Origin of the sequence: Paenibacillus suaedae (assembly GCF_032337355.1) — a bacterium.
In the GTDB taxonomy this organism is placed as follows: Bacteria; Bacillota; Bacilli; order Paenibacillales; family Paenibacillaceae; genus Paenibacillus_B; species Paenibacillus_B suaedae.
The window spans coordinates 126,042-147,603 of sequence record NZ_JAVYAA010000005.1 but is presented as its reverse complement, the minus strand read 5'-3'; the positions used below and the strand labels follow the sequence as shown (position 1 = coordinate 147,603).

Sequence of the window (21,562 nt, the reverse complement as noted above, 5' to 3'; positions counted from 1 at the left end):
GGCTATCCTTGAAGTCGCAAGACTTCGGGATAGCCTCTTCGTTCTTCTTACAAGTAACCCCAGATCATCGTGAACAGTGTACCGAACAACGTCACGAGAGCTACGAATAATGCGTACAGAATATTCGTATAGTTGGCTGTTTTCGTTGTCTTATCTTCATCGATATGCATGAACAGGAACAATTGCACGGCAGCCTGGATAGCTGCGCAGATGATCAAGATTGTAAGTCCTGTTGTGAATGACATATCCCATACAATGACGGCTAACGCAACGACAGAAAGGACGAGAGAGAAGACATAACCCATTACATGACGTATCGGGAATAGTTGTTTCATATCACATCATTCCTTTCAAGTATACGAAGCTGAAGATAAAGATCCATACTACGTCAAGGAAGTGCCAGTACAGCGAGAAGATGAACGACTTGTTCGCTGTATCATGTGTAAATCCTTCACGCTTGATTTGCATCATCAATCCGGATCCCCACAGAAGACCCATCGTTACGTGCGCACCGTGTGTTCCAAGCAAGACGAACAAGCTGGACAGGAAGGCAGAAGTTTGCAGTGTTGCACCTTCATGCACGTAAGTGACGAATTCGAAAATCTCAACGCCCAGGAAGCCTAGGCCGAGCAGCAGCGTGATTCCGAAGAAGACCATGGCTGGCTTCTTCAGTTTCATGCGCATACTGTGAATCGCAAGTCCGCAAGTGAAGCTACTCGTTAAGAGCAGGAATGTCTCCAGCAATACAGGCTTGATTTCAAAGATTTCTTTGGCAGACGGGCCGTTGCCCGTACGAGTCCACAGTGTAAAGTAAACGGCGAACAAAGTCGCGAAGAGTACAATCTCCGCGCCGAGGAACAGCCAGAAGCCGAAGATTCGGTTACGGTTCTCCTCTGTCTGATATTCTAGCGGCAGCGTATTATCGATCTTCATGCTCTATCACCCCGCAATTGTTGTTCCGTCTTTTTGATTTCCTTCACCGAGATATGGCGGCCATGATCCCGTTCAAAGGAACGTACTGCAAGCATAATCAGAATGAGGAAGCTTGTGATAATGGCAGGTGTCCACCACATAAATACCATAAAGAATCCCCAGAAGAAGAAGATAACACCGAGAATGAACGGCTGGCCGTTATTGTTCGGCATATGGATTTCTTCAAGCTCACCTTCGAACAATGGTTGCTTGTTCTTTTTCCAGAGCCAGAAGGCATCAAGGCTCTTCACCTTTGGAACGATAGCAAAGTTATATTCAGGCACCGGACTGTGCGTTGCCCATTCAAGCGAGCGTGCATCCCACGGATCGCTCGTTGTATCTCTAGGCTGGTAGCGGAAGCTCCAGTAAATGTTGTACACGAGAATCGCGAAGCCGATAGCAAGACCGACAGAACCGATTGTTGCAAGCAAGTTGAGCGGGCCGAAGCCAGTTTCTGCAGAGTACGTGTACATACGGCGTGTCATACCTTTCAGTCCCAAGAAGAACAATGGAAGGAATGTCACGTTAAAGAAGATTGCGATGAACCAGAAGCTGATCTTACCAAGACGCTCGTTCAGGCGGAAGCCGAACAATTTAGGGAACCAGTAGTACATACCTGCGATAACCGCAAATACGGTACCTGGAATCAATACGTAGTGGAAGTGAGCAACCAAGAACATCGTATTGTGATACTGATAGTCAGCACTTGCCATTGCAAGCATAACGCCCGTTACGCCACCAATCGTGAAGATTGGAATGAAGGCAAGAGAGTACAGCATCGGTGTTGTGAACTGTATCTTACCCTTTCGCAGGGTGAACAGCCAGTTAAATATCTTAACCCCGGTCGGAATCGAGATCGCCATCGTACTAACGGAGAAGAATCCGTTAACCATTGCGCCGTGACCCATCGTGTAGAAGTGATGCGCCCACACGAGGAAGGACAAGAGCGAGATGGCTACCATACTGACAACCATCGATTTGTAACCGTACAAGTTCTTGCGAGAGAACGTTGAGATAATTTCACTATATATACCGAAGGCCGGCAAGATAACGATATATACCTCAGGATGTCCCCATACCCAGAACAGGTTGGCCCAGAGCATATCCATACCGCCGTTGGCCATCGAGAAGAACTGAGAGCCGAACATGCGGTCGAATGTCATAAGCGCAAGCGCTACAGTCAATACAGGGAATGCGAACAAAATGATAACGTTCGTGATCAGAACCGACCACGTGAACATTGGCATTTTCATCAATGTCATGCCAGGTGCGCGCATTCTCAAGATCGTAACGATGAAGTTGACGCCTGTCATCAAAGTACCAAGACCTGCAATCTGCAATGCGATCGCATAGAAGTTATTCCCGATCTTCGGTGCAAGCTCAGGACCTGCAAGCGGGAAGTAAGATGTCCAGCCCGCATCCGGGGAGCCCCCGATAACGAACGAGATGTTGAACAGCATTGCTCCCCAGAAGAACAGCCAGAAGCTGACTGCGTTCAGGCGAGGGAATGCGACGTCGCGTGCCCCGATTTGGAGCGGAATAACTACGTTCATCAAGCCGATAATAAATGGCATCGCCATAAAGAGAATCATAATAACGCCGTGCGTTGTAAATACTTCATTATAGTGCTGGGCATCCAGGAACTTCATATCAGGTGCAGCCAGCTGCGTACGCATCATCAGAGCGTCCATACCGCCGCGGAACAGCATGACCAGGGCACTCAGGATGTACATGATACCGATTTTCTTATGGTCAACGGTTGTCAGCCATTCCCGCCACAGATAGCCCCATTTTTTGAAATAGGTCAAGCTGAAGATGATGGCTATCGTCACGAGCACGATGCTGGCCATAGCGCCATAAATCATCGGTTCGCCGGTAACGAAAAATTCGTCCCATTTCATAGTCTCAAATTACTCCTTTCTTGTTCAATCTAGTTGCCATGTTGAGAATGATCCATCTCTTGGTGTTCATCGTTGGAATGTTCCATGTTCGAATGATCCATTTTCGAGTGATCCATTTCTTTATCCGATTCCTTATGAGAGTCGTCATGAGACGATCCACCATGATTGTGGCCGCCATGTTCGCCCTCTGGTGCTGGTCTGAATGTCAAGTGTGTGGAGGAATAAGATTTCCGTCCCACAAATTCGGTCTTCAGCAAGGAGTTGAATTCCTCTTCTGTCAATTCAGAAGCGGTACCCTTCACTTCTTTTACCCACTCTGTGTACTTGGTAGGGGACATTGCGAGCACTTCGAATTGCATGTGCGCAAAGCCTTTACCGCTGAAGTTCGAGTTTTTACCCATAAATGAACCTTCATGATCAGCTGCAAGGTGAAGCGTCGTCACCATGTCGCTCATCGCGTACTTCTGACCGCCAAGCTGCGGTACCCAGAAGCTTGTAATCGGTCCGTAAGAATAGAGACGGAACTCGATTGGGCGATTCGTAGGGATATTCAGATAGTTCACTGTTTCAATGCCTTCTTCTGGATAGCTGAAATGCCATTTGAAGTTGGATGATGCGGCATAAATAACGAGTGGCTTCTGATTGTCATAGCCTTCTGGAGGCGATTCTACTGCAACAGTAGAGCGAATCGTCACAACAGATAGCACGGTTACAATAATGACCGGAATTAACGTCCACGTAATTTCCAGCCACTTGCTGCCTTCCTCATGAGGAGGCTCATAATCAGGTGCTGATTTTGAAGCGCGATACTTCGTTAACATGAAAATATAAAGTGCGTACACGACGAACAAAATTCCTGCCATCATAATCATGGAGAAAATAATGACGTCGGACTGCGTCTTGGCCTGAGGACCTTTCGGATTCAAAACATCTAATGAATCACAACCGGTCAAGAGGACAAGAAGAGCTGCGAATAAGGTGAATAACAACCCTTTCTTTTTCATCAAGGTACCCCTTTCTCTGTTGGTTGGCTTTATATATAGTAGGAAATCGGGATATTGTAACCATGCTATATCTTATTAGGAAGCACTCTGAATTACAAATGACATAGTGATCCTTAGTTGACATAGATATCCATATAAGGATCAATTTTTCCTGCCCAAATTGAGCCCAAAAGCCGAAAAAGTGATAAATATCATTGAATTTCCGCCAAAATCGCCGTTTTTGAAATTTGTTCATAATTGCCTCTAAGACCATCAAGTGTACCAATACTGTCACAATTGTGCACCCTTCAAAGGCGGTAATACCCACATTATTCCTCAATTTTAAAGGATTTGTGTACAGCAGAAGTAAATGTGCATGTTGGTATGAACCGTGGTAGATAAGCAATGGTGAGATCCGAATTGCTCGTTCTAGCGCACGCTCACTCCGTTTTGTAATACATCGTATACGAACAGCACAGAATAACCATTCATAACGATTGTTAGGAAATAATTCTAATTTTAAGTAGGATAGAGTGTTTTTAGCTCTAATTACTCGTGAATTCGCGGGTTTTCGCTAGAATACGACACCTTATGAGGTAGAATATATCATCCGCTATCCGAGGAAGGCGGATTTTGATATATTTTTATGTGGGTTCAAGAACAGTGGCGGTACACCAATTTATTTGCGGAACATGGGGGTAACGAGGTGAAGGTTGGGCAATTTCTTAGGTTAGTTGAAATCCAAACGAAAGTAGCGAGCATGATACCGTTCTTCATCGGAACGTTATACGCGCTATATCGATTTCATGAATTTCGGCTAGTTCCATTTCTACTTATGTTCGCCTCATTATTGTCTTTCGACATGGCGACCACGGCCATTAATAATTATATTGATTACAAAAAGGCGATTAAAACACACGGGTATGGTTATGAAGTACACAATGCGATTGTATCCTATGGACTCAAGGAGTCGAGGGTAGTTGGGGTCATTGTTATGCTTCTTGTAACGGCCATAAGCTCTGGGGTTGCCTTGGTGCTGCAGACGGATATTCTTATTCTTGGGTTAGGAGGCTTGTCTTTCCTTGTAGGTTTCCTCTATTCGCTGGGTCCGATTGCGATATCACGAATGCCGCTTGGTGAGTTGTTCTCGGGATTGTTTATGGGGTTCGTTATCATTTTCATTTCTACATACATACATGTAGACAAGGAACAGCTTGTATCACTGGCGATTGACTTTCGGATGGCTCATCTCGATATCAATCTAATAGAAGTGCTGTTGGTGTTCGCGATATCGATTCCAGCTGTTCTGAGCATAGCGAATATTATGCTGGCGAATAATATTTGCGACATTGAGGACGATCTGGCGAACAAGCGGTATACACTGCCTGTATATATCGGGAAGCCGAGCGCACTGTTGTTGTTCCAATGGATGTATGTGGCGGCGTACCTGGACGTCATTGTCCTCTTTGCCATCGGGGTACACCCTGTGCTGTTGCTGCTTATTGTGGCAACGTTCATTCCTGTACGAAGAAATATGAAGAAATTCATAACGAAGCAGACGAAGGAACATACCTTTGTACTGGCCGTGAAGAACTTCATTCTGATGAATGCTGCTCGTATCCTTGTGTTGGGATTAGCAATCTTATTCTCTTGAACATAAGACAAGGGATGTGCCGCTTGGCACATCCCCTGTCTTATTTGTCCGCAAAAAGACGTCATCCATGTAGGACATTGACGTCCTCCGAACCGTAAAGGTGAATGATCACCTACACTCGCCCCATCAATTGATTTGCGGTAATGACAGCTTTCTCTTCTCTCGTCAGAGACTTAAAGACGAGATCATAAGAGTGGTCAATGAGCATCTGAATATCTTGATCACTCAAGCTGCCATTGAGCGCCACCGTGTTCCAATGTCGCTTGTTCATGTGATAACCCGGTGTGATCTCGGCGAATTGCTCGCGCAGGGACTCGGCACGGAAGGGGTCACACTTCAACGTAACACTTGGACAACCGTCCGTTTCACGGAACAAAGCAAATATTTTGCCACCTACACGGAATACGGGGACATCGTCTCCGAACGGGTAGGTCAGACGAGCGCCTTGTTTGTCAAAACAATAGTCATTCCAATCCTGCATGTCGAAACATTCCTTTTCATAGATGAAGATAGTTATCTTTAGCATATCGAAAGGTTGATAGAAATGCAACGGGGCGGATTGACTTCTGTAAGTTCATTTAAAAAATTTGTCGAATTTGCTAAAAATACGGCGATAGATTTCTCTTGTTGCGGAAAAGTAGAGTTGGAGAAGGAAATGGACTATCCATGAATTCGGATCGGTAGGCTGGAGAGTTTGTGGCTGTGATCAGGCATATGCTCGTCAAGGTAGAAGGTCTCCGATGCGGAAGCGAAAGGGAACCGCTTGACGAAGGATGTTAGCGCATATTCTGCCTCCAGCCGGGCAAGTGGTGCGCCAAGACAGAAATGGTGGCCGCTGCCGAAGGTCAAATGCTTGTCGTTGCCTATGCGATGAATATCGAATTTCTCTGGATAGGCAAATTGTCTGTCGTCCCGATTCGCGGAACTCATCCAAGCGATCACGATCTGCCCCTTCTTCATAGGCGGGCCGAACACATTCGTATCCTGCGTGATTGTACGATCAATGGAGATGTGGAACCGGTGGCGCAGTGTTTCGTCGATCGCTTGCGGGGCAAACTCAGGATGTTTGCGCAGCTCTTTATAAGCAGAAGGTTGATCATAGAGCAGACTATAGAAACAATTCGTAATGAGTGTAGTTGTCGTTTCATTTCCGGCACCCAAGAGGCCGATACCGGTTCTTGCGATTTCCTCATCGGTCAATCGGCTTCCTTCGTATTCTGCCATGGTCAGGTCGGACAAGATGTCGTCTTGAGGGTGTGCTCGTTTCTCCAAAACAAGGGGGAGTAAATATGCTGAGAATTCTTTAATGGCCGTGTCTTTTTGAAGCTTCTGCTGCTCAATGCTCCCCCGATGATGGCCCATGAACAAAATGTTGGACCAGTGTTTGATCTGTTCCCAATCCCGTGACGGCACGCCAAGCAGGTTGGCAATTACGGTCACAGGCAGCGGGACAGCGTATGCCTTCACAATGTCCACCGTGCTCTGTGATTGCATGTTGTCAAGTAATCCATCGACGATTGCTTGAATTTTCGGCTTCCACTGATCCAAGCTGCGTGGAACGAATGCTTTGGCAATAAGCGCACGTCGCTTCCGATGTATCGGCGGATCCGAGAGGGTCAGGCTGATACCGCTGTTATCCCTCGGAACGGGGACGATACTGCGCTCGCGAACGCTGGAGAAGAGTTGATGATCAGAGAGAACTCGCTTTGCTTCCTCATAGCGGAATACATTCCACACATCCTGCTCTGCGTCGTAATAGACAGGGTTCTTTTCACGCATATGCTGGAACCAGGCATACGGATTCCACAACTGCTCTTTCGTTTTGAACCCAGTAATCTCATGAATAAAAATTTCACCCTTTGTTTTCAATTGATTTACCTCCTCCGTAATTGTATAGCTGGTCGTTAAGAGTTTCGATCCAGTCCAGTTCGCTTTGAAGCTTCTTGATCAGGAATTGAAATGTGCTCATGGCGAACGGTTTGCCTTCGGTGAGCGACTGTCCTTGGGTAATGATTTCGAGTTGGCTGCGAAGATAATCGGTTCGGGCGTTCAAAATCGCCTGCTGTTCGGGAAGTTGCAAATAATCGAACAAACTAACGCGAACAATGAATTCATGCTCATGAGCTGCAAATTCCGGGGGGAAATCCCGCAGCAGCTTATGGAACATCTTTTTTCCTAGCTCAGTAATGGCGTACATGTGGCGGGAAGGCTTTCCAGGACGGGCGTCCACTTCCTTCGTAATGGCTCCCATCTGTTCGAACTTGCGAAGGGAGGGATAGAGCATGTTGTTGTTGACGCGGATGGAGTCGGCGAACAGACGCTCCAACTGCTTCTTTACCTCATAGCCGTGCTTAGGCTTAATCATGAGATGATGAAGCAACAGTATATCGATGTACATATGTCCTCCTGTTCGTATATAAATTAGAGCATAGGTTATTTTAACCTATGCTCAGGGATAATTTATCATATGCGGCTCAGTAAATGTAAATACATGTAAAAAGTATGAATTAACTATTTATCAGGACGATACACCATGCAGTATTGTTGGGATACGCTGTTCCCGGGCATTGGGATTGTATCCACCACTTCGAATCCATAATGTCCATACAAGGAAATGTTGCTCGGGTTATGCGTCTCCAGCGTGCAAGGAATGCCACGCGCATCGCACTCAGAGAGCAAGGGCCTCATTAATTGGCTGACAAAACCCTGACCGCGGAATTGCGGCTGCACGACAAGCATGTCCAAATGGATATAATCCTGCTCGTTCAGTTCGGATATCCAGGCGGAGCTCATAGAGTTAAGCGTTGACAATCCACGTATAAATTGATGGATGCTGATATAACGGCACATCGGGATTGATTTGATAATAGCACAAGCAATTCGGTACAAGTACCTTGCATGCGAGAACCGGGACACTCCTGCCCGCTCAGAGCGGAACACGAGGGCAACGGCTTCAAGCCGTTCGGACGTTGCATACAGGTCGGCTTCCTCATACAGCATGGCAATATAGTTGCGGAAGAAGATGATGAGCACCTCAAGGCGGGTTGTCCGTTCCGGAAGCATGTGCTCATATAGCGGGTCATCCATGAAGCCTTGCGCAAGGACGACAGCAGCTTGGCGGATATCTGTGCGGCGTAGTTTTACGGAGTAAGGTTCGGTAGTTCTGTTCGTTATAACGTTAGCGTGACTTGCTCTTGAATTACAAATGGTTCCACCTCGGATCATGATTCAATGTAAATAAGGCTCCACGTTAGGCTTTCCTTGCTTGTTCATTTAGTCGGCCGAATTTCGGAAACCTCCTGTCTATCGTACTGCTGCGCATTCGTTTAAGTCAACGCATGCGCCCCCCTTCGTTTGCTGTTGTGGATGAAGTTCGAGTGTACAGGTTGAATAATATTCCCTATATAGTAAACAAGCCGTGCAGGACTCCTTACCGCGATTGAATGCGGCTTCGGGATCTTTTGCGCGGCTTTTCTTTTTTTATTTGTTAGTGCTGTGCTGCTTTCCCGGCAAGCTCGAACCCGGGTTGCCTTCGCCATGGCGCTGCTGGTTGCGCTTTGCCTTCTGCTGGTCTTCATGCAGCTTATCCACGAATTGCTTGGTGTCTTCCATTGAACAGATCCCTCCTTGTTAGGCATTCCTTGATACTATAACCGGTTGAAGGGAAAATCATGTCCACATAAGTGGGATTTATTGAATTGTGGCTCCTGTTACTTGTTCCGCCTTATCAAATAGATGATGCCTAAAATAGTGGCATAGGTATAGGTGAACACCCTTGAAGTCATTTTCATTGTTTCATCATCGGTAAATAGTTGGATGAAAAAATGAATGCCCAGAACGATGCCGAAACCGATGTAAATTCCTTTGTAAAATTCCGAATAAATTCCCTTCGATTTTTGCGCTTCGCCTGGTTGTTGCCTATCGTCCTTTCTTTTTAGAAGGATTATCAAAATAAAGAAATATAAAATGGCGCTCGAAACGGCAATGTCTTTTATGAGTGGATTGGGATTGAAAAGGTAAGCGAAAATGGCAAATGCTACGATGACCGCCAACAGAATGTAATTGACTGTAGTTTTTTTCAATTTAAATCACTCCTGTTTGAGCCGATCCGAATTTCGTTGAAGTGGAAAGAGCTCTTGCTGCAATTGCCGGCGGAACTGTGAAGTTCGTGACAAAATTGCTGGAAACCTACAAAGTGGCCAAAGGAATGGGCTTGTCTACGATGGAGGCTATCAAAATGGGTGTGCAAGAGCGGTGAGGTCTATTTTTATTCTGTCAAATCACACTCCCTCCTTTTTTATTAGATCATATTATTACACTGTCTCTATATGACTCCTAACAAATTTCGTGAAAGATAGAATCTGATGGTTACTCATATGATATGTGATCGTGCAGTATAAAGAAAAATGCCAGGTGCATGGCCTAAAAAAGAGCTACTCTGCTTTATACGTTGTATAAAGTGAATAGCCCTATGCGGTAGGTGAAGATAAATTGCAAAGCAAATTAACAAGTTACACAATTGTCTCGTTCAGCCATTGCTCCATTGTGTGGCGTCGCGATAAGGAGTATCTCTGGGCATTCACGATCGCATCCATCGCATGGAATGGGGAACGTGGAGCCTCTTCTTGCGCGCGCTCTCGCATCCATTGCAGTGTCTCCGGATGTCGGGAGAAGATCGACAACTGCGCAACCAATTCTTCTGCATCCTCCGCACAGCAGGCAACCCCACTGCGCAGCAAGTAGCGAATGTTATCCTGTTCTTGACCAGGAAGTGGCTTATAGACGAGTAGTGGAAGCTGTTGGACAACTGCCTCGGAGGTAGTAACACCGCCGGATTTCGTAATCATTAGGTCGGACATCGCCATATATTCGTGCACAGGCTTCACATAGCCTTCAATACGAACATGCAGCGGGCTGGATTCGGCCCAGCGTTCTAATTGTGAACGAAGCTTATCGTTGCTGCCACAAATGATGATAAATTGCATATCCTGTGCCCATCCAGCTTGCTCAATGACATCCAACATGGATGGATCCATCAAACCGCAGCCACCGCCCATCAGAAGAACGGTCAGCTTGGAGGAATCAAGTCCGTACTTCTTGCGCAGTTCTGTCTTCGAATAGGATTCATAGAAGGCTGGACGAACCGGAATTCCCGTCACCTGAATGCGGGATTGAGGAACACCCTGCTCAATCAATTGCGTCTTGGCATCTTCAGAGCCAGCTAAATATAAATCTGTATAGGGATGCAGCCAGAAGCTGTGATCTGTATGGTCAGTAATGACCGTAACAGCTGGGCAATCAATCATGCCGCGCTCCTTCAGCTTCGATACTGCTGCACTGGCAGCAGGGAACGTACTGACAATGACAGTTGGCTTCATCTGCTCTACGAGCTTTATCAGCGGGCGCAAGCTTGTGAAGCGGACTCCCTTCAATAACTGTGCTAGCTTACGATCCTTGCGAGTCATATTGAACAAATACCCGTACATGCTAGGGAACAGCTTCACCCATTGTACGAAGCAATACGTGCCGACACTGTGCAAGTGAGGAGATACCTGCTCCATATAATCAACAACGTGTACATCTGCTTCTGTGCCGTACCAACGTTCAGCCGTTTCTTTAATTGCTTGTGCAGTCTGCATATGGCCGTGGCCAATCGAGCCTGATAGTACAAGCACCTTCGCCCTGCCCGGTGTGGACGGTGCTTCCATCCGTTCGAACATGTTCATAACACTCCTTCGCCGTAATTGAGTCTTCGTCTATATATTCGATTGCGCTGATCTGCCAATCGTTTCCTTGTTATCTGGTACTAATATCGTATCCTAACTCCCTATTCATGAAAATGGCCCTCAGTTCGGTTATATCCTAGACCTGAGTCGGGCATGCTGTCCGGACTCTATTCCAGTTCTATCCGCTATTGGTCCTATTTATGGGGATTTTCAGCTTTTTTTATTACTTACCTTTTCCAATGGGATTTGACCCAAAATTAAGTAATTGTTCTATAATGAACGAGAAGGTCTGAGAAAGGTGTGAGTCTGGCATGCAGCATAAGCTGTTGATCGTAGAAGATGACGCTTCTATTGTAGAAATGGTATCGGATTATTTGAGTAGGGAAGGATTTTATGTAGTGACCGCAACCAATGGTGAAGAAGGCATGGCCAAGTTCACCTCTGACACATACGATATGATGATTGTCGATCTGATGATGCCGAAGCTAGATGGATTTGAGATGATTAAGCTTGTTCGAGAGCGGAGCGCAATCCCAATTCTCATTATGTCCGCGAAGGACAGCGATGTAGACAAGGCACTCGGACTTGGCTTCGGCGCAGATGATTATATCGCGAAGCCCTTCTCGATGCTAGAAATCTCTGCGAGAATCAAGGCGGCAATTAGACGTGCAACGAAGTACGTTCAGATCGATGCGGTGAAGCCAATGCCCGAACAGAACGTCATTCAGGCAGGCCAACTGCTAATCGATCTTGATAATTATCTTGTACAGAAGCAAGAAGAAACTATGAAACTCACTTCCAAAGAATTCGATATTTTAAAGTTATTCGTAACCAACCCGAATCGTGTGTTCACAAAAGCACAAATATATGGATTTGTATGGAACGATGAATACTATGGCGATGAAAATGTCATTAATGTTCACATTCGCCGGCTGCGGGAGAAGATAGAGGACGATCCGTCGAATCCTACCCATATTAAGACCTTGTGGGGGATCGGCTACAAGTGGGAAGGTTGAGCAATGATGATAACGGGCCTTTTATCTATATGTATGGTAATCCTGTTGATCGTAGTCTACACGCAGCATGTGAATCATTCAAGACGCAATCAGCAATTAACAGAAATTCAAAAAAAGCTGGAACAAATTCATCGAACACAATCTGCGGAGAAGCTCCTGCTGTTCACGGATGATAAGCAGATTATTGGGGTCATTGAGCAAATAAATGAATTACTGGTCGATCATGAGAAGGCACTGGCGAATTATGCGAAGACGGAGATCGCGATGAGGAAGATGATATCGAACATCTCTCATGATCTGAAGACCCCGCTTACCGTTGTACTTGGTTACTTGGAGACGCTGAATCTGAGCAGTGAGCGCATCAGTGACGAAGAACGGAATCGCCTGCTCACACGGGTGCATGGCAAGACGGTAGAAGTGATAGAGCTTATACATACCTTTTTTGATTTAGCGAAGCTAGAATCTGGGGACAAGCATGTCGAGCTGACTCGAGTCGATATGAGCGAGCTATGCCGCAAAAATATTCTCCAATTTTATGAGCGGCTTACAAAGAGGGGGTTCGAGGTTGATATTCAGATTCCGGAAGCTTCTCTCTATGCGAGAGGGAATGAAGACGCACTGGATCGCATACTGAACAATCTCATCTCCAATGCGATAGAGTATGGGGCTGATGGCCGTGTGCTGGGCATAGCTCTGCGCAGTGATGATACGCATCTGTTCGTTGATGTATGGGATCGTGGCAAGGGGATTCCGGAACAGCACCAAGACCGTGTTTTTGAGCGCATGTATACACTGGAGGATTCCCGCAACAAAAATTACGAAGGCAGCGGATTGGGGTTAACGATCACGAAGCGGCTCGCTGAATCAATGGGCGGATCAATAGAACTCCATAGTAAGCCTTTTAAGAAAACGATTTTTACAATTAAGCTCCTGCGAATGTCTTGAGGTATTCTACGAGAAACCGGTCAGTGCTGGCTGTGAATGAATAGACGGTTCAGGTCTGATGACGTCGAAGGAAGGGTCACGAGGTTCGAAGAGATTTTGCTGTGCTGTAACCAGTATGGCACTCTGCGGACCTTATTTGTATGTCAAGACGGAAAGAACGTAAGGAATTCGTAAGGATTAGGTAAGAAATAAGAAATAGCTAATCGATACAATGAAGACATCAGAAGAGATGAGAGGGGTAAATGAAATGACCTTCCTTGTACGGACGCATCGATTGACGAAGAATTATCAAGGCAAAGATGTCGTATCGAATGTGAGCATGAATATTAAGAAGGGCGAGATATACGGATTCCTTGGCCCCAATGGGGCGGGGAAGACAACGATTATGAAAATGATGACGAATCTCGTGCAGCCAACGAGTGGTGAGATTGAGATGTTCGGCGAGAAGATGACACCCTCATCCTATTCCTTGCTATCTCGCATGGGGACAATTATTGAGCAGCCAATCTTCTATGATCGTCTTACTGCGCAGGAGAATCTGGAGCTTCATTGCGAATACATGGGCTACCATAATAAGAAGGCGATTGAGGAAGCACTGGAACTGGTAGGACTGAACGGCATTGAACGCAAGCAGGTGAAGGACTTCTCCCTCGGGATGAAGCAGCGTCTAGGCATCGCGCGGGCCATATCGATCAAGCCAGAGCTGCTGCTCCTGGATGAGCCGATTAATGGTCTGGACCCAATTGGGATTAAGGAGATACGTGACCTGTTCAAGAAGCTGTCACGCGAGTTCGGCATTACGCTCTTGATCTCCAGCCACATCTTAGGGGAAATGGAGCTGGTTGCAGACACGATCGGTGTCATTAACCATGGGGTGCTGTTGGAGGAAGTGCCCATGGAGCGGGTTCGGGCGCAGCAGTCCGAATTCATTGAGGTCATCACTGATAATGCGAGCAAGGCGGCCTATGTGCTTGAAGAAGTCATGCATATTTCGAATTTCCGTATTACAGACAACCGGATCATCCGCATCTATCAATCGGGGGTGTCTCAGCAAGATATTACGAAGGCATTTGTTATGAACGATGTCATGGTAGAGTCTGTCCATAAGAAGCATCATTCCTTGGAGGATTACTTTATGAAGCTGTTGAATGGAGGGGATGCTCGTGAATAAGCTCATTCGACTGGAACTGAAGAAATTCCGGTTTGCTACCTATATACGTACGGCCATGTATGTCACGATCGGGATTTTCCTCTTTATTTTGCTTGGAATCTATGGGGATACACAAGGTATCGCGTTCCATGATATATCCGAGGTATTCGGTATCATCGATACGTTTGTGAAGGTATCCTTCATTATTACGGCCTCGGTATTGCTAAGCCGAATGGTTATTGATGAGTTCAAGAGCAAGTCTATAACGGTCATGTTCATGTACCCGATTCCACGGAAGAAGCTCATAACAGCTAAGCTAATCATTGTGGTCTTGTACACCTTTATTGCCATTATTCTAGCAAATATTGTACTTATCAGTGGATTCCTCTTATACAATTCTTATGCGCACACTGTACCTGGCACGGCGACAATAAGTATGGTTACGCATCAAGTGTCAACTAGTGTTATCAACTCCTTAGCAGCAAGCTGCTTAAGTCTGATTCCATTATGGTTCGGCATGCGCAAATATTCAGCGGCTGCGACCATTACGAGCTCCATTCTAATTGCAGGCTTTCTAGGCTCGTCGACTGGCGGATTTACCTTGTGGTCCATTATCGCAGTGCCATTTGCTTTTGCTGCGCTTGGTATAGTGATTGGTTACTTGACGATTCGCAAGATTGATACGATCGACCTGTATAAATAAAAATAGATGCAGCAAAATACCTTGTTGTGACAGCGATGTGACATGCCCAAATTCGTGACAAATTTCAGAATAACTTTTGGTAAAAAGGTGCAGCACATTGCGGGCTGCTTGTAAAGGGGAAAGAAGGCACAATGTCTTTTTTCTTCTTTTTTTCACTTTTTTTCGACATATTTGTGAAATTCGACACAATGTTCTTATTTTGATCAAGTAATTGCTTTAAAATTGTGATTAATATCACATTGCAGCGTTTCTGTATCTGACAGAATACAACTGGAACATGTAATCAACGTCATTGATACCGTGTTCGACGCAGGTATTACAGCCTATTCAGCATAGGAATGAGAGTATAAATAGAAAGGTGGAAGGACAACGATATGTGGGATACGATCTTATTATCGCGCATTCAGTTTGCATCGACGACGATTTTTCACTTCTTCTTCGTACCGGTATCGATTGGTCTAGCATTGCTCATCGCAATGATGGAGACGATGTATGTCGTCAAGGGAAATGAAGAGTACAAGAAGATGACGAAGTTCTGGGGGAAGCTGTTCCTCATTAACTTCGGTGTCGGTGTTGTCACTGGTATTATTCAGGAATTCCAGTTCGGGATGAACTGGTCGAACTATTCTCGCTTCGTCGGAGACGTATTTGGTGCGCCGCTTGCGATTGAAGCATTGCTGGCATTCTTTATGGAATCAACGTTTATCGGATTATGGATATTTGGATGGGATCGCTTATCGAAGAAGGTGCACTGCTTGTGCATTTGGCTTGTAGCCATTGGTACAACGTTGTCCGCCTTGTGGATCTTGGCGGCGAACTCCTTCATGCAGCGTCCGGTCGGATTCGAGATTAACAATGGCCGTGCGGAAATGAACGATTTCTTCGCGCTGCTGACAAATGGTCAGCTGCTTGTTGAATTCCCGCATACGATTTTCGGTGCATTTGCAACAGGAGCGTTCCTCATCACTGGGGTGAGTGCTTATAAACTGCTGAAGAAGCAGGACGTTTCTTTCTTCCAAAAATCGTTCAAGATTGGTGTTATCGTAGCTACGGTCTCTTCCATTCTGGTTGCGGTTTTCGGTCACCAGCAGGCACAATATTTGATGCATACCCAACCAATGAAGATGGCGGCAAGTGAAGGCTTGTGGGAAACAAGTGGCGACCCTGCACCGTGGACGGTATTTGCAGCCATTAATACAGACAAGCAAGAGAACAGCATGGAATTCAAAGTTCCATACTTGCTTAGCTTCCTATCTTATAGTAAGTTCTCCGGTGAAGTTCGCGGGATGAAGGAACTGCAAGCGGAGTATGAACAGTTGTATGGCCCTGGCGATTACATTCCGCCGGTGAAGACAACATTCTGGAGCTTCCGCATCATGGTTCTTGCCGGAACATTGATGATTCTGCTTGGCATGTATGGCTGGTTCTTGGCAGCACGCAAGAAGCTGGGCAATCCGAATAAGTGGTTTATGCGTTTCATGCTCTATGCAATCTCATTGCCGTTCATTGCGAATACAGCAGGCTGGATTATGACGGAAATTGGTCGTCAGCCGTGGACGGTATTTGGTCTCATGCGGACAGAAGACAGTATTTCGCCGAGCGTGTCGGGCGGTCAAGTGCTATTCTCCCTTATCGCATTCTCGACAATTTACACCGTACTTGCTATCGTGCTTGTGTATTTGTTCGTTCGTGTCATCAAAAAGGGTCCGAATGAAGTAATGAAGGCAGAACATTCGAATGACCCGTTTGATCAGGAGGGACAACATGTTATCTCTTAATGAATTGTGGTTTCTACTAGTTGGAGTGTTGTTTGTCGGATTCTTCTTCTTGGAAGGCTTCGACTTCGGTGTCGGCATGTCGACGAAGTTCTTGGCCCGTACAGATGGGGAGAAACGCGTATTAATCAACTCGATCGGTCCGTTCTGGGATGCCAATGAAGTATGGCTGCTTACGGCTGGCGGGGCGATGTTCGCTGCGTTCCCGAACTGGTATGCTACGCTGTTTAGTGGATATTACACGCCATTTGTCGTTTTGCTGCTTGCATTAATTGGACGCGGTGTCGCATTCGAATTCCGCGGCAAGAAAGAGACAGAACGCTGGAAGAAGTCTTGGGATTGGGCGATTTTCTTAGGAAGTCTGCTTCCTCCATTCCTGTGCGGGGTTGTATTCGCAGGACTGATTCAAGGCTTGCCAATTGACGGCCAGATGGAAATGAAGGCTGGACTGTTCGATATGGTGAATGTGTATACATTGCTTGGCGGGGTAACCGTTACGGTACTGTGCCTCGTGCATGGCTTGATGTTCACAACGCTGCGCACAATTGGCTCCTTGCAGGAGCGTGCACGTAAGCAGGCGAAGATGCTGCTAGTGCCTTTGGCGGTATTGTTTGTTGCTTTCGGTGCTATGACATACTTCAAGACGGATGTATTTGAGGTTCGCGGTGGGATCTTGACAGCTGTTGCTGTAGTTGGGGTTATTGTTTATGTGCTTGCTGGCTACTTCATGGCGAAGAAGCGCGATGGCTGGGCATTCGGCATGACGGGCGGAGTTATCATTCTATCGATCGCGTCTGTCTTTATCGGATTATTCCCGCGTGTTATGATTAGCTCGATTGATAAGGCATTCGACTTAACGATTCATAACGCAGCTTCCGGGCAATACTCATTGAAAGTGATGACGATCGTAGCCTTAACCTTGCTGCCGTTCGTGCTAGGATATCAAATTTGGAGTTATTTCGTCTTCCATAAACGGCTTCATGAGAAGGAGCATTTAGAATACTAATGGATAAAAATTTGCTCAAGTATGAGGGAGCAAGGCCGACAATGTTCATCATTGCCGTCCTTACTCTCGTGCAAACACTATCCATCATAGGTCTGGCAATCAAGCTGGCGGAGGTTATCTCCGCCTTGTTTGCCGGCGCGCCGTTGCAGGAACAAACCGCAAATATGGGTCTGTTCCTGCTTGCGTTTACCGTCCGTCAAGTGACGACCTTGCTCATGCAGAAGGTAGCCTACAACTTCGCCGAGAAGACAGGGGTAAACTTGCGGCGTCAGTTGATGGATAAGTTGTTCCAGTATGGACCTCGCTTTGCCAAGTCAGAAGGTACGGGCAATCTCGTTACTCTTGTACTTGAAGGGGTCTCCCAGTTCCGCACGTACGTGGAACTGATTCTTCCTCGGATGATGAGTACGGGCATTACGCCAATTCTCATCCTACTCTATGTACTCACGCTAGATACGGCGTCCGGTATTATTTTGATTGTGACGCTGCCGATTTTGATTATATTTCTGATACTAGTTGGGCTTGCTGCGCGCAAGCAGATGGATCGACAATGGGAGTCGTACCGCATTTTATCGAATCACTTTGTCGATGCGCTTCGAGGCCTGGAGACGCTTCGTTTTCTGGGGCAGAGCCGCAAGCACAGTGATACGATTGGGCAAGTGAGTGACAAGTATCGCTCTGCGACAATGCGTACGCTTCGTGTTGCTTTTCTCTCCTCCTTCGCCCTTGACTTCTTTACGATGTTATCCGTTGCCTCTGTAGCAGTCGGCCTGGGTCTTCGTCTTATTAATGGAGAAATGACATTGGTGACGGGGCTTACGGTGCTGATTCTAGCCCCTGAGTATTTCCTGCCTGTTCGCATGGTTGGCGCTGATTATCACGCGACATTGAACGGGAAAGAAGCTGGAAAAGCAATTGATGCGATCATTAAACATGAAACTGAAGTAGGGGAAAGTGCCTCACAGCATCCATCCTCTCTTGCTTGGACGAAGGATAGCACAATCGCCTTGTCCGGCATAGGTGTGAAGCATGAAGCGGATGGGCCGTCTTCACTGGATGATGTAACATGTGAGGTGACGGGGCTTCTGAAAGTCGGCATTGTCGGCGAGAGCGGGGCAGGCAAGTCTACGCTCATTGATGTGCTTGGCGGTTTCCTTCGTCCGACATCAGGACAGTTCACCTTGAACGGCGCGGACGTGCCATCGCTTGATGAGGAAGCTTGGCGTCAGCTGACGACTTATATTCCGCAGCATCCGTATCTTTTCAACGTGTCGCTCGCTGACAATATCCGATTCTATGCGCCTGAAGCTTCTGATGAAGAAGTGGATCGCGCCCTTGCAGCCGCTGGTTTGTCTACATTGACTGCTGAGCTGCCAAATGGTCGGGATGAGCTTATTGGCAATGGAGGCCGCTCTCTTAGCGGCGGTCAGGAGCAGCGTGTGGCGCTTGCTCGTGCATTCCTGAGCGACAGACCGATTATGATGCTGGATGAGCCTACGGCACATCTGGATATTGAGACAGAATATGAGCTGAAGCAGACGATGCTATCGCTGTTCGAAGGCAAGCTGGTCTTCTTTGCGACGCATCGCCTGCATTGGATGGAAGATATGGATTGGATTATCGTCATGGATCATGGAAAGGTAGCAGAGGCAGGTACGCACCAAGAGCTGCTTGAACGCCAAGGCGTGTATTACAGCATGTTGATTTCGCAGCAGGAGGGGATATCGTGACACGTGAACAGAATCAATGGCTGCGCCCTTATTTGCGGCGCTACTGCGGTCGCTTCGCGCTCATTATTTTCCTCGGCATGCTGACAGTACTGTGCGCGAGTGCGCTCATGTTCACCTCCGGATTCTTGATATCCAAATCAGCTGCACGTCCGGAGAACATTCTCATGGTGTATGTACCGATTGTGCTTGTGCGCACATTTGGTATTGGCAGAGCCGTCGTGCATTATGTAGAGCGGCTTGTAGGTCATGATGCCGTGCTTCGCATCTTATCGAAGATGCGTGTTCGCCTGTACCGGATTTTGGAGCCGCAAGCTTTATTCATTCGTTCCCGATTCCGCACAGGGGATGTGCTTGGCGTGCTGGCAGATGATATTGAACATTTGCAAAATGTCTATGTACGTACTATTTTTCCGAGCATTGTCGCGATTGTAATGTATGCGGCAGGGATCGCAGCCCTGGGCTGGTTCGATCTCCCGTTCGCACTGCTGATGGCATTGTATATAGCAGTACTCGTCTTCATTCTGCCATGGATATCGCTATGGTTCACACGTCGAAAGCACCGCCTTATGAAGCAGGAGCGCAGCGGGCTATATCGGAAGTTGACGGATGCGGTACTTGGTATGAGCGACTGGGTCATTAGCGGACGCGCTTCTCAATTTGTCGACTCCTATGAAGCAGATGAGGCGCGGGTGGCTCGTATTGACCGAGATTTACGGATGTGGGCGCGGTGGAGAACGCTAATCGCACAATCTGTCGTCGGCTTGACGGTCATTACGATGGTGTACTGGGCCGGCGGCCAAGCGGCCGATGGGAATATGCCTGCCGTCATGATTGCGGCGTTCGGTCTTGTGGTGTTCCCGTTGATGGACGCTTTCCTGCCGGTATCGGAAGCGGTAGAGAAGCTTCCTCAGTATGAAGATTCGTTGGAACGCCTGTCGAGCATGGGAGAGGCGACTGTTGAGCAAACTGCTGGCAGCGCAGCGAATGTGAAGCCAGAGCTGCTGCAGCAAGTGCGTGAGTCTGCCCATATCCGTTTGGATCAAGTCAGCTTCCGTCATACAGGCTCAGCATCCTTAACGATTGATGGGGTATCACTTGATGTGCCGCAAGGCAAGAAGGTTGCGCTTATCGGACGAAGCGGTGCCGGCAAGTCCACATTGTCTACCTTAATTCAAGGTGCGCTTATGCCGGAGTCTGGCAGCGTCATGATCAATAATGTTCGCGCTGACGAGTATGGTGAGCATATCCCAGAGATTCTGTCTGTGCTAAATCAACGTCCACATCTATTCGATACGACAGTAGCGAACAATATTCGTCTAGGACGGCGCAGTGCCTCGGATGAAGAGATTCGTCAGGTAGCGGAACAAGTGAAGCTGGATACACTTATTGCTTCGCTTCCGAGAGGGTATGATACGGCGATGATGGAGACCGGACAGCGCTTCTCAGGTGGTGAACGGCAGCGCATCGCGCTGGCGCGGGTACTGCTTCAGCATACGCCAGTCGTCATCCTCGATGAGCCGACAGTTGGTCTCGATCCGAAGACGGAGCGGGAGCTGCTGGCGACCATGTTCGAGACGATGAAGGGCAAATCGCTCATCTGGATTACCCACCATCTTGTTGGTGTTGAGCAGATGGATGAGATCGTCTTTATCGAAAATGGTCAGGTGGAAATGCGCGGTACGCATGCCGAGCTTATGGAGCAATATCCGCGTTACCGCAACTTGTATCATTTAGATCGCCCAGGCAAAGGGTTACTGTAATCTTCATAGCGTTTGAAGCTTTGTCTTTTATGCTTCTATATAGAAGAAATAGAAAAGGTCAGGATAGCATCAGGGTGAGACTCTGGTGCTATTTTTTCAATATGAGTACTTTCTTTGCTATCGTTCCCGATGTTTTTCGTAAACAGGAAGGAAGATGGACAGGGTAATCGAATTTCTAATGAAGGAGATTGCTAACGGTTCAATTAGGGTAATAAATAAGTAGCATTGAACTGCAGCTCGG

General features: G+C 47.0%; 21 protein-coding genes. 10 read left to right on the top strand and 11 right to left on the bottom strand.

The window, feature by feature from the left end:
• Positions 1 to 47: 47 nt before the first annotated feature.
• The 4 genes from qoxD to qoxA are packed head-to-tail and all read right to left on the bottom strand — an operon-like array spanning position 48 to position 3,877.
• Positions 48 to 335, bottom strand: a complete 288-nt coding sequence (gene qoxD, locus RQP50_RS20145) for a cytochrome aa3 quinol oxidase subunit IV (RefSeq protein WP_005545125.1) — start codon at positions 333 to 335, stop codon at positions 48 to 50.
• A 1-nt stretch (position 336) separates the two neighbouring features.
• A complete protein-coding gene (qoxC, locus tag RQP50_RS20140) occupies positions 337 to 933 on the bottom strand; it encodes a cytochrome aa3 quinol oxidase subunit III (RefSeq protein ID WP_021257346.1) in 597 nt (198 codons plus the stop codon).
• A complete protein-coding gene (qoxB, locus tag RQP50_RS20135; protein ID WP_021257345.1) occupies positions 930 to 2,873 on the bottom strand; it encodes a cytochrome aa3 quinol oxidase subunit I in 1,944 nt (647 codons plus the stop codon). Before qoxB ends, qoxC begins: the two co-directional genes overlap by 4 nt.
• A gap of 29 nt (positions 2,874 to 2,902) precedes the next feature.
• Complete coding sequence (qoxA, locus tag RQP50_RS20130; protein ID WP_021260887.1) at positions 2,903 to 3,877, bottom strand: cytochrome aa3 quinol oxidase subunit II; 975 nt, start codon at positions 3,875 to 3,877, stop codon at positions 2,903 to 2,905.
• A 685-nt stretch (positions 3,878 to 4,562) separates the two neighbouring features.
• On the opposite strand from qoxA, the gene RQP50_RS20125 reads away from it, so the two are divergent.
• Positions 4,563 to 5,510, top strand: coding sequence for a prenyltransferase (locus tag RQP50_RS20125; RefSeq protein WP_315746508.1), 948 nt, complete (start codon positions 4,563 to 4,565; stop codon positions 5,508 to 5,510).
• Positions 5,511 to 5,622: 112 nt separating this feature from the next.
• Here the strand turns inward: RQP50_RS20125 and RQP50_RS20120 are convergent, their stop codons facing one another.
• From RQP50_RS20120 to RQP50_RS20095, 6 genes are all read right to left on the bottom strand, one after another.
• Positions 5,623 to 5,991 (bottom strand): MmcQ/YjbR family DNA-binding protein, encoded by a 369-nt coding sequence (locus RQP50_RS20120; RefSeq protein WP_036620387.1) that lies wholly within the window; start codon positions 5,989 to 5,991, stop codon positions 5,623 to 5,625.
• A gap of 179 nt (positions 5,992 to 6,170) precedes the next feature.
• Entirely contained in the window at positions 6,171 to 7,379 is a 1,209-nt protein-coding gene (locus RQP50_RS20115; protein WP_072729176.1) for a cytochrome P450, read from the bottom strand.
• Positions 7,363 to 7,908, bottom strand: coding sequence for a PadR family transcriptional regulator (locus tag RQP50_RS20110; protein ID WP_315746507.1), 546 nt, complete (start codon positions 7,906 to 7,908; stop codon positions 7,363 to 7,365). Before RQP50_RS20110 ends, RQP50_RS20115 begins: the two co-directional genes overlap by 17 nt.
• Positions 7,909 to 8,021: 113 nt before the next feature.
• Complete coding sequence (locus RQP50_RS20105) at positions 8,022 to 8,735, bottom strand: GNAT family N-acetyltransferase (RefSeq protein ID WP_315746506.1); 714 nt, start codon at positions 8,733 to 8,735, stop codon at positions 8,022 to 8,024.
• Positions 8,736 to 8,990: 255 nt separating this feature from the next.
• The gene (locus RQP50_RS20100) at positions 8,991 to 9,122 is read right to left on the bottom strand and encodes a DUF4023 family protein (protein WP_021257338.1); all 132 of its coding nucleotides are present in this window, start codon (positions 9,120 to 9,122) and stop codon (positions 8,991 to 8,993) included.
• Positions 9,123 to 9,220: 98 nt separating this feature from the next.
• On the bottom strand, positions 9,221 to 9,592 hold the full coding sequence (locus tag RQP50_RS20095; RefSeq protein ID WP_315746505.1) for a hypothetical protein: 372 nt from the start codon (positions 9,590 to 9,592) through the stop codon (positions 9,221 to 9,223).
• A gap of 41 nt (positions 9,593 to 9,633) precedes the next feature.
• Here RQP50_RS20095 and RQP50_RS20090 point away from each other — a divergent pair, with 41 nt between their 5' ends.
• The gene (locus RQP50_RS20090) at positions 9,634 to 9,768 is read left to right on the top strand and encodes a hypothetical protein (RefSeq protein WP_315746504.1); all 135 of its coding nucleotides are present in this window, start codon (positions 9,634 to 9,636) and stop codon (positions 9,766 to 9,768) included.
• Between the two features lie 253 nt (positions 9,769 to 10,021).
• Here RQP50_RS20090 and RQP50_RS20085 read toward each other — a convergent pair whose 3' ends face one another.
• Positions 10,022 to 11,230: an MGDG synthase family glycosyltransferase gene (locus tag RQP50_RS20085; RefSeq protein ID WP_072729173.1), complete on the bottom strand. Its 1,209-nt coding sequence runs from the start codon at positions 11,228 to 11,230 to the stop codon at positions 10,022 to 10,024.
• A 317-nt stretch (positions 11,231 to 11,547) separates the two neighbouring features.
• Here RQP50_RS20085 and RQP50_RS20080 point away from each other — a divergent pair, with 317 nt between their 5' ends.
• The 8 genes from RQP50_RS20080 (at position 11,548) to cydC (ending at position 21,321) form a co-directional block, all read left to right on the top strand.
• A complete protein-coding gene (locus tag RQP50_RS20080) occupies positions 11,548 to 12,252 on the top strand; it encodes a response regulator transcription factor (RefSeq protein ID WP_072729172.1) in 705 nt (234 codons plus the stop codon).
• A gap of 9 nt (positions 12,253 to 12,261) precedes the next feature.
• Positions 12,262 to 13,197 (top strand): sensor histidine kinase, encoded by a 936-nt coding sequence (locus tag RQP50_RS20075; protein WP_394358422.1) that lies wholly within the window; start codon positions 12,262 to 12,264, stop codon positions 13,195 to 13,197.
• 247 nt (positions 13,198 to 13,444) lie between these two features.
• Entirely contained in the window at positions 13,445 to 14,368 is a 924-nt protein-coding gene (locus tag RQP50_RS20070; protein WP_072729170.1) for an ABC transporter ATP-binding protein, read from the top strand.
• Positions 14,361 to 15,050, top strand: a complete 690-nt coding sequence (locus tag RQP50_RS20065; protein WP_083545115.1) for an ABC transporter permease — start codon at positions 14,361 to 14,363, stop codon at positions 15,048 to 15,050. Before RQP50_RS20070 ends, RQP50_RS20065 begins: the two co-directional genes overlap by 8 nt.
• A 374-nt stretch (positions 15,051 to 15,424) precedes the next feature.
• Positions 15,425 to 16,828, top strand: a complete 1,404-nt coding sequence (locus tag RQP50_RS20060; protein WP_072729169.1) for a cytochrome ubiquinol oxidase subunit I — start codon at positions 15,425 to 15,427, stop codon at positions 16,826 to 16,828.
• The gene (gene cydB, locus RQP50_RS20055; protein WP_021257329.1) at positions 16,815 to 17,831 is read left to right on the top strand and encodes a cytochrome d ubiquinol oxidase subunit II; all 1,017 of its coding nucleotides are present in this window, start codon (positions 16,815 to 16,817) and stop codon (positions 17,829 to 17,831) included. The genes RQP50_RS20060 and cydB overlap by 14 nt, the downstream gene beginning before the upstream one ends.
• On the top strand, positions 17,831 to 19,561 hold the full coding sequence (gene cydD, locus RQP50_RS20050; protein ID WP_315746502.1) for a thiol reductant ABC exporter subunit CydD: 1,731 nt from the start codon (positions 17,831 to 17,833) through the stop codon (positions 19,559 to 19,561). The genes cydB and cydD overlap by 1 nt, the downstream gene beginning before the upstream one ends.
• The gene (cydC, locus tag RQP50_RS20045) at positions 19,558 to 21,321 is read left to right on the top strand and encodes a thiol reductant ABC exporter subunit CydC (RefSeq protein ID WP_315746501.1); all 1,764 of its coding nucleotides are present in this window, start codon (positions 19,558 to 19,560) and stop codon (positions 21,319 to 21,321) included. Before cydD ends, cydC begins: the two co-directional genes overlap by 4 nt.
• The last annotated feature ends 241 nt before the right edge of the window (positions 21,322 to 21,562 follow it).

What these genes read in the sequence shown, in the direction of transcription:
- cydB (WP_021257329.1), top strand. Translation starts at nt 16,815, where the DNA reads ATGTTATCTCTTAATGAATTGTGGTTTCTACTAGTTGGAGTGTTGTTT.
- RQP50_RS20120 (WP_036620387.1), bottom strand. Translation starts at nt 5,991, where the DNA reads ATGCAGGATTGGAATGACTATTGTTTTGACAAACAAGGCGCTCGTCTG.
- qoxB (WP_021257345.1), bottom strand. Translation starts at nt 2,873, where the DNA reads ATGAAATGGGACGAATTTTTCGTTACCGGCGAACCGATGATTTATGGC.
- RQP50_RS20110 (WP_315746507.1), bottom strand. Translation starts at nt 7,908, where the DNA reads ATGTACATCGATATACTGTTGCTTCATCATCTCATGATTAAGCCTAAG.
- RQP50_RS20100 (WP_021257338.1), bottom strand. Translation starts at nt 9,122, where the DNA reads ATGGAAGACACCAAGCAATTCGTGGATAAGCTGCATGAAGACCAGCAG.
- cydD (WP_315746502.1), top strand. Translation starts at nt 17,831, where the DNA reads ATGGATAAAAATTTGCTCAAGTATGAGGGAGCAAGGCCGACAATGTTC.
- RQP50_RS20085 (WP_072729173.1), bottom strand. Translation starts at nt 11,230, where the DNA reads ATGTTCGAACGGATGGAAGCACCGTCCACACCGGGCAGGGCGAAGGTG.
- RQP50_RS20105 (WP_315746506.1), bottom strand. Translation starts at nt 8,735, where the DNA reads ATGATCCGAGGTGGAACCATTTGTAATTCAAGAGCAAGTCACGCTAAC.
- qoxA (WP_021260887.1), bottom strand. Translation starts at nt 3,877, where the DNA reads ATGAAAAAGAAAGGGTTGTTATTCACCTTATTCGCAGCTCTTCTTGTC.
- RQP50_RS20060 (WP_072729169.1), top strand. Translation starts at nt 15,425, where the DNA reads ATGTGGGATACGATCTTATTATCGCGCATTCAGTTTGCATCGACGACG.
- qoxD (WP_005545125.1), bottom strand. Translation starts at nt 335, where the DNA reads ATGAAACAACTATTCCCGATACGTCATGTAATGGGTTATGTCTTCTCT.
- RQP50_RS20080 (WP_072729172.1), top strand. Translation starts at nt 11,548, where the DNA reads ATGCAGCATAAGCTGTTGATCGTAGAAGATGACGCTTCTATTGTAGAA.
- qoxC (WP_021257346.1), bottom strand. Translation starts at nt 933, where the DNA reads ATGAAGATCGATAATACGCTGCCGCTAGAATATCAGACAGAGGAGAAC.
- RQP50_RS20070 (WP_072729170.1), top strand. Translation starts at nt 13,445, where the DNA reads ATGACCTTCCTTGTACGGACGCATCGATTGACGAAGAATTATCAAGGC.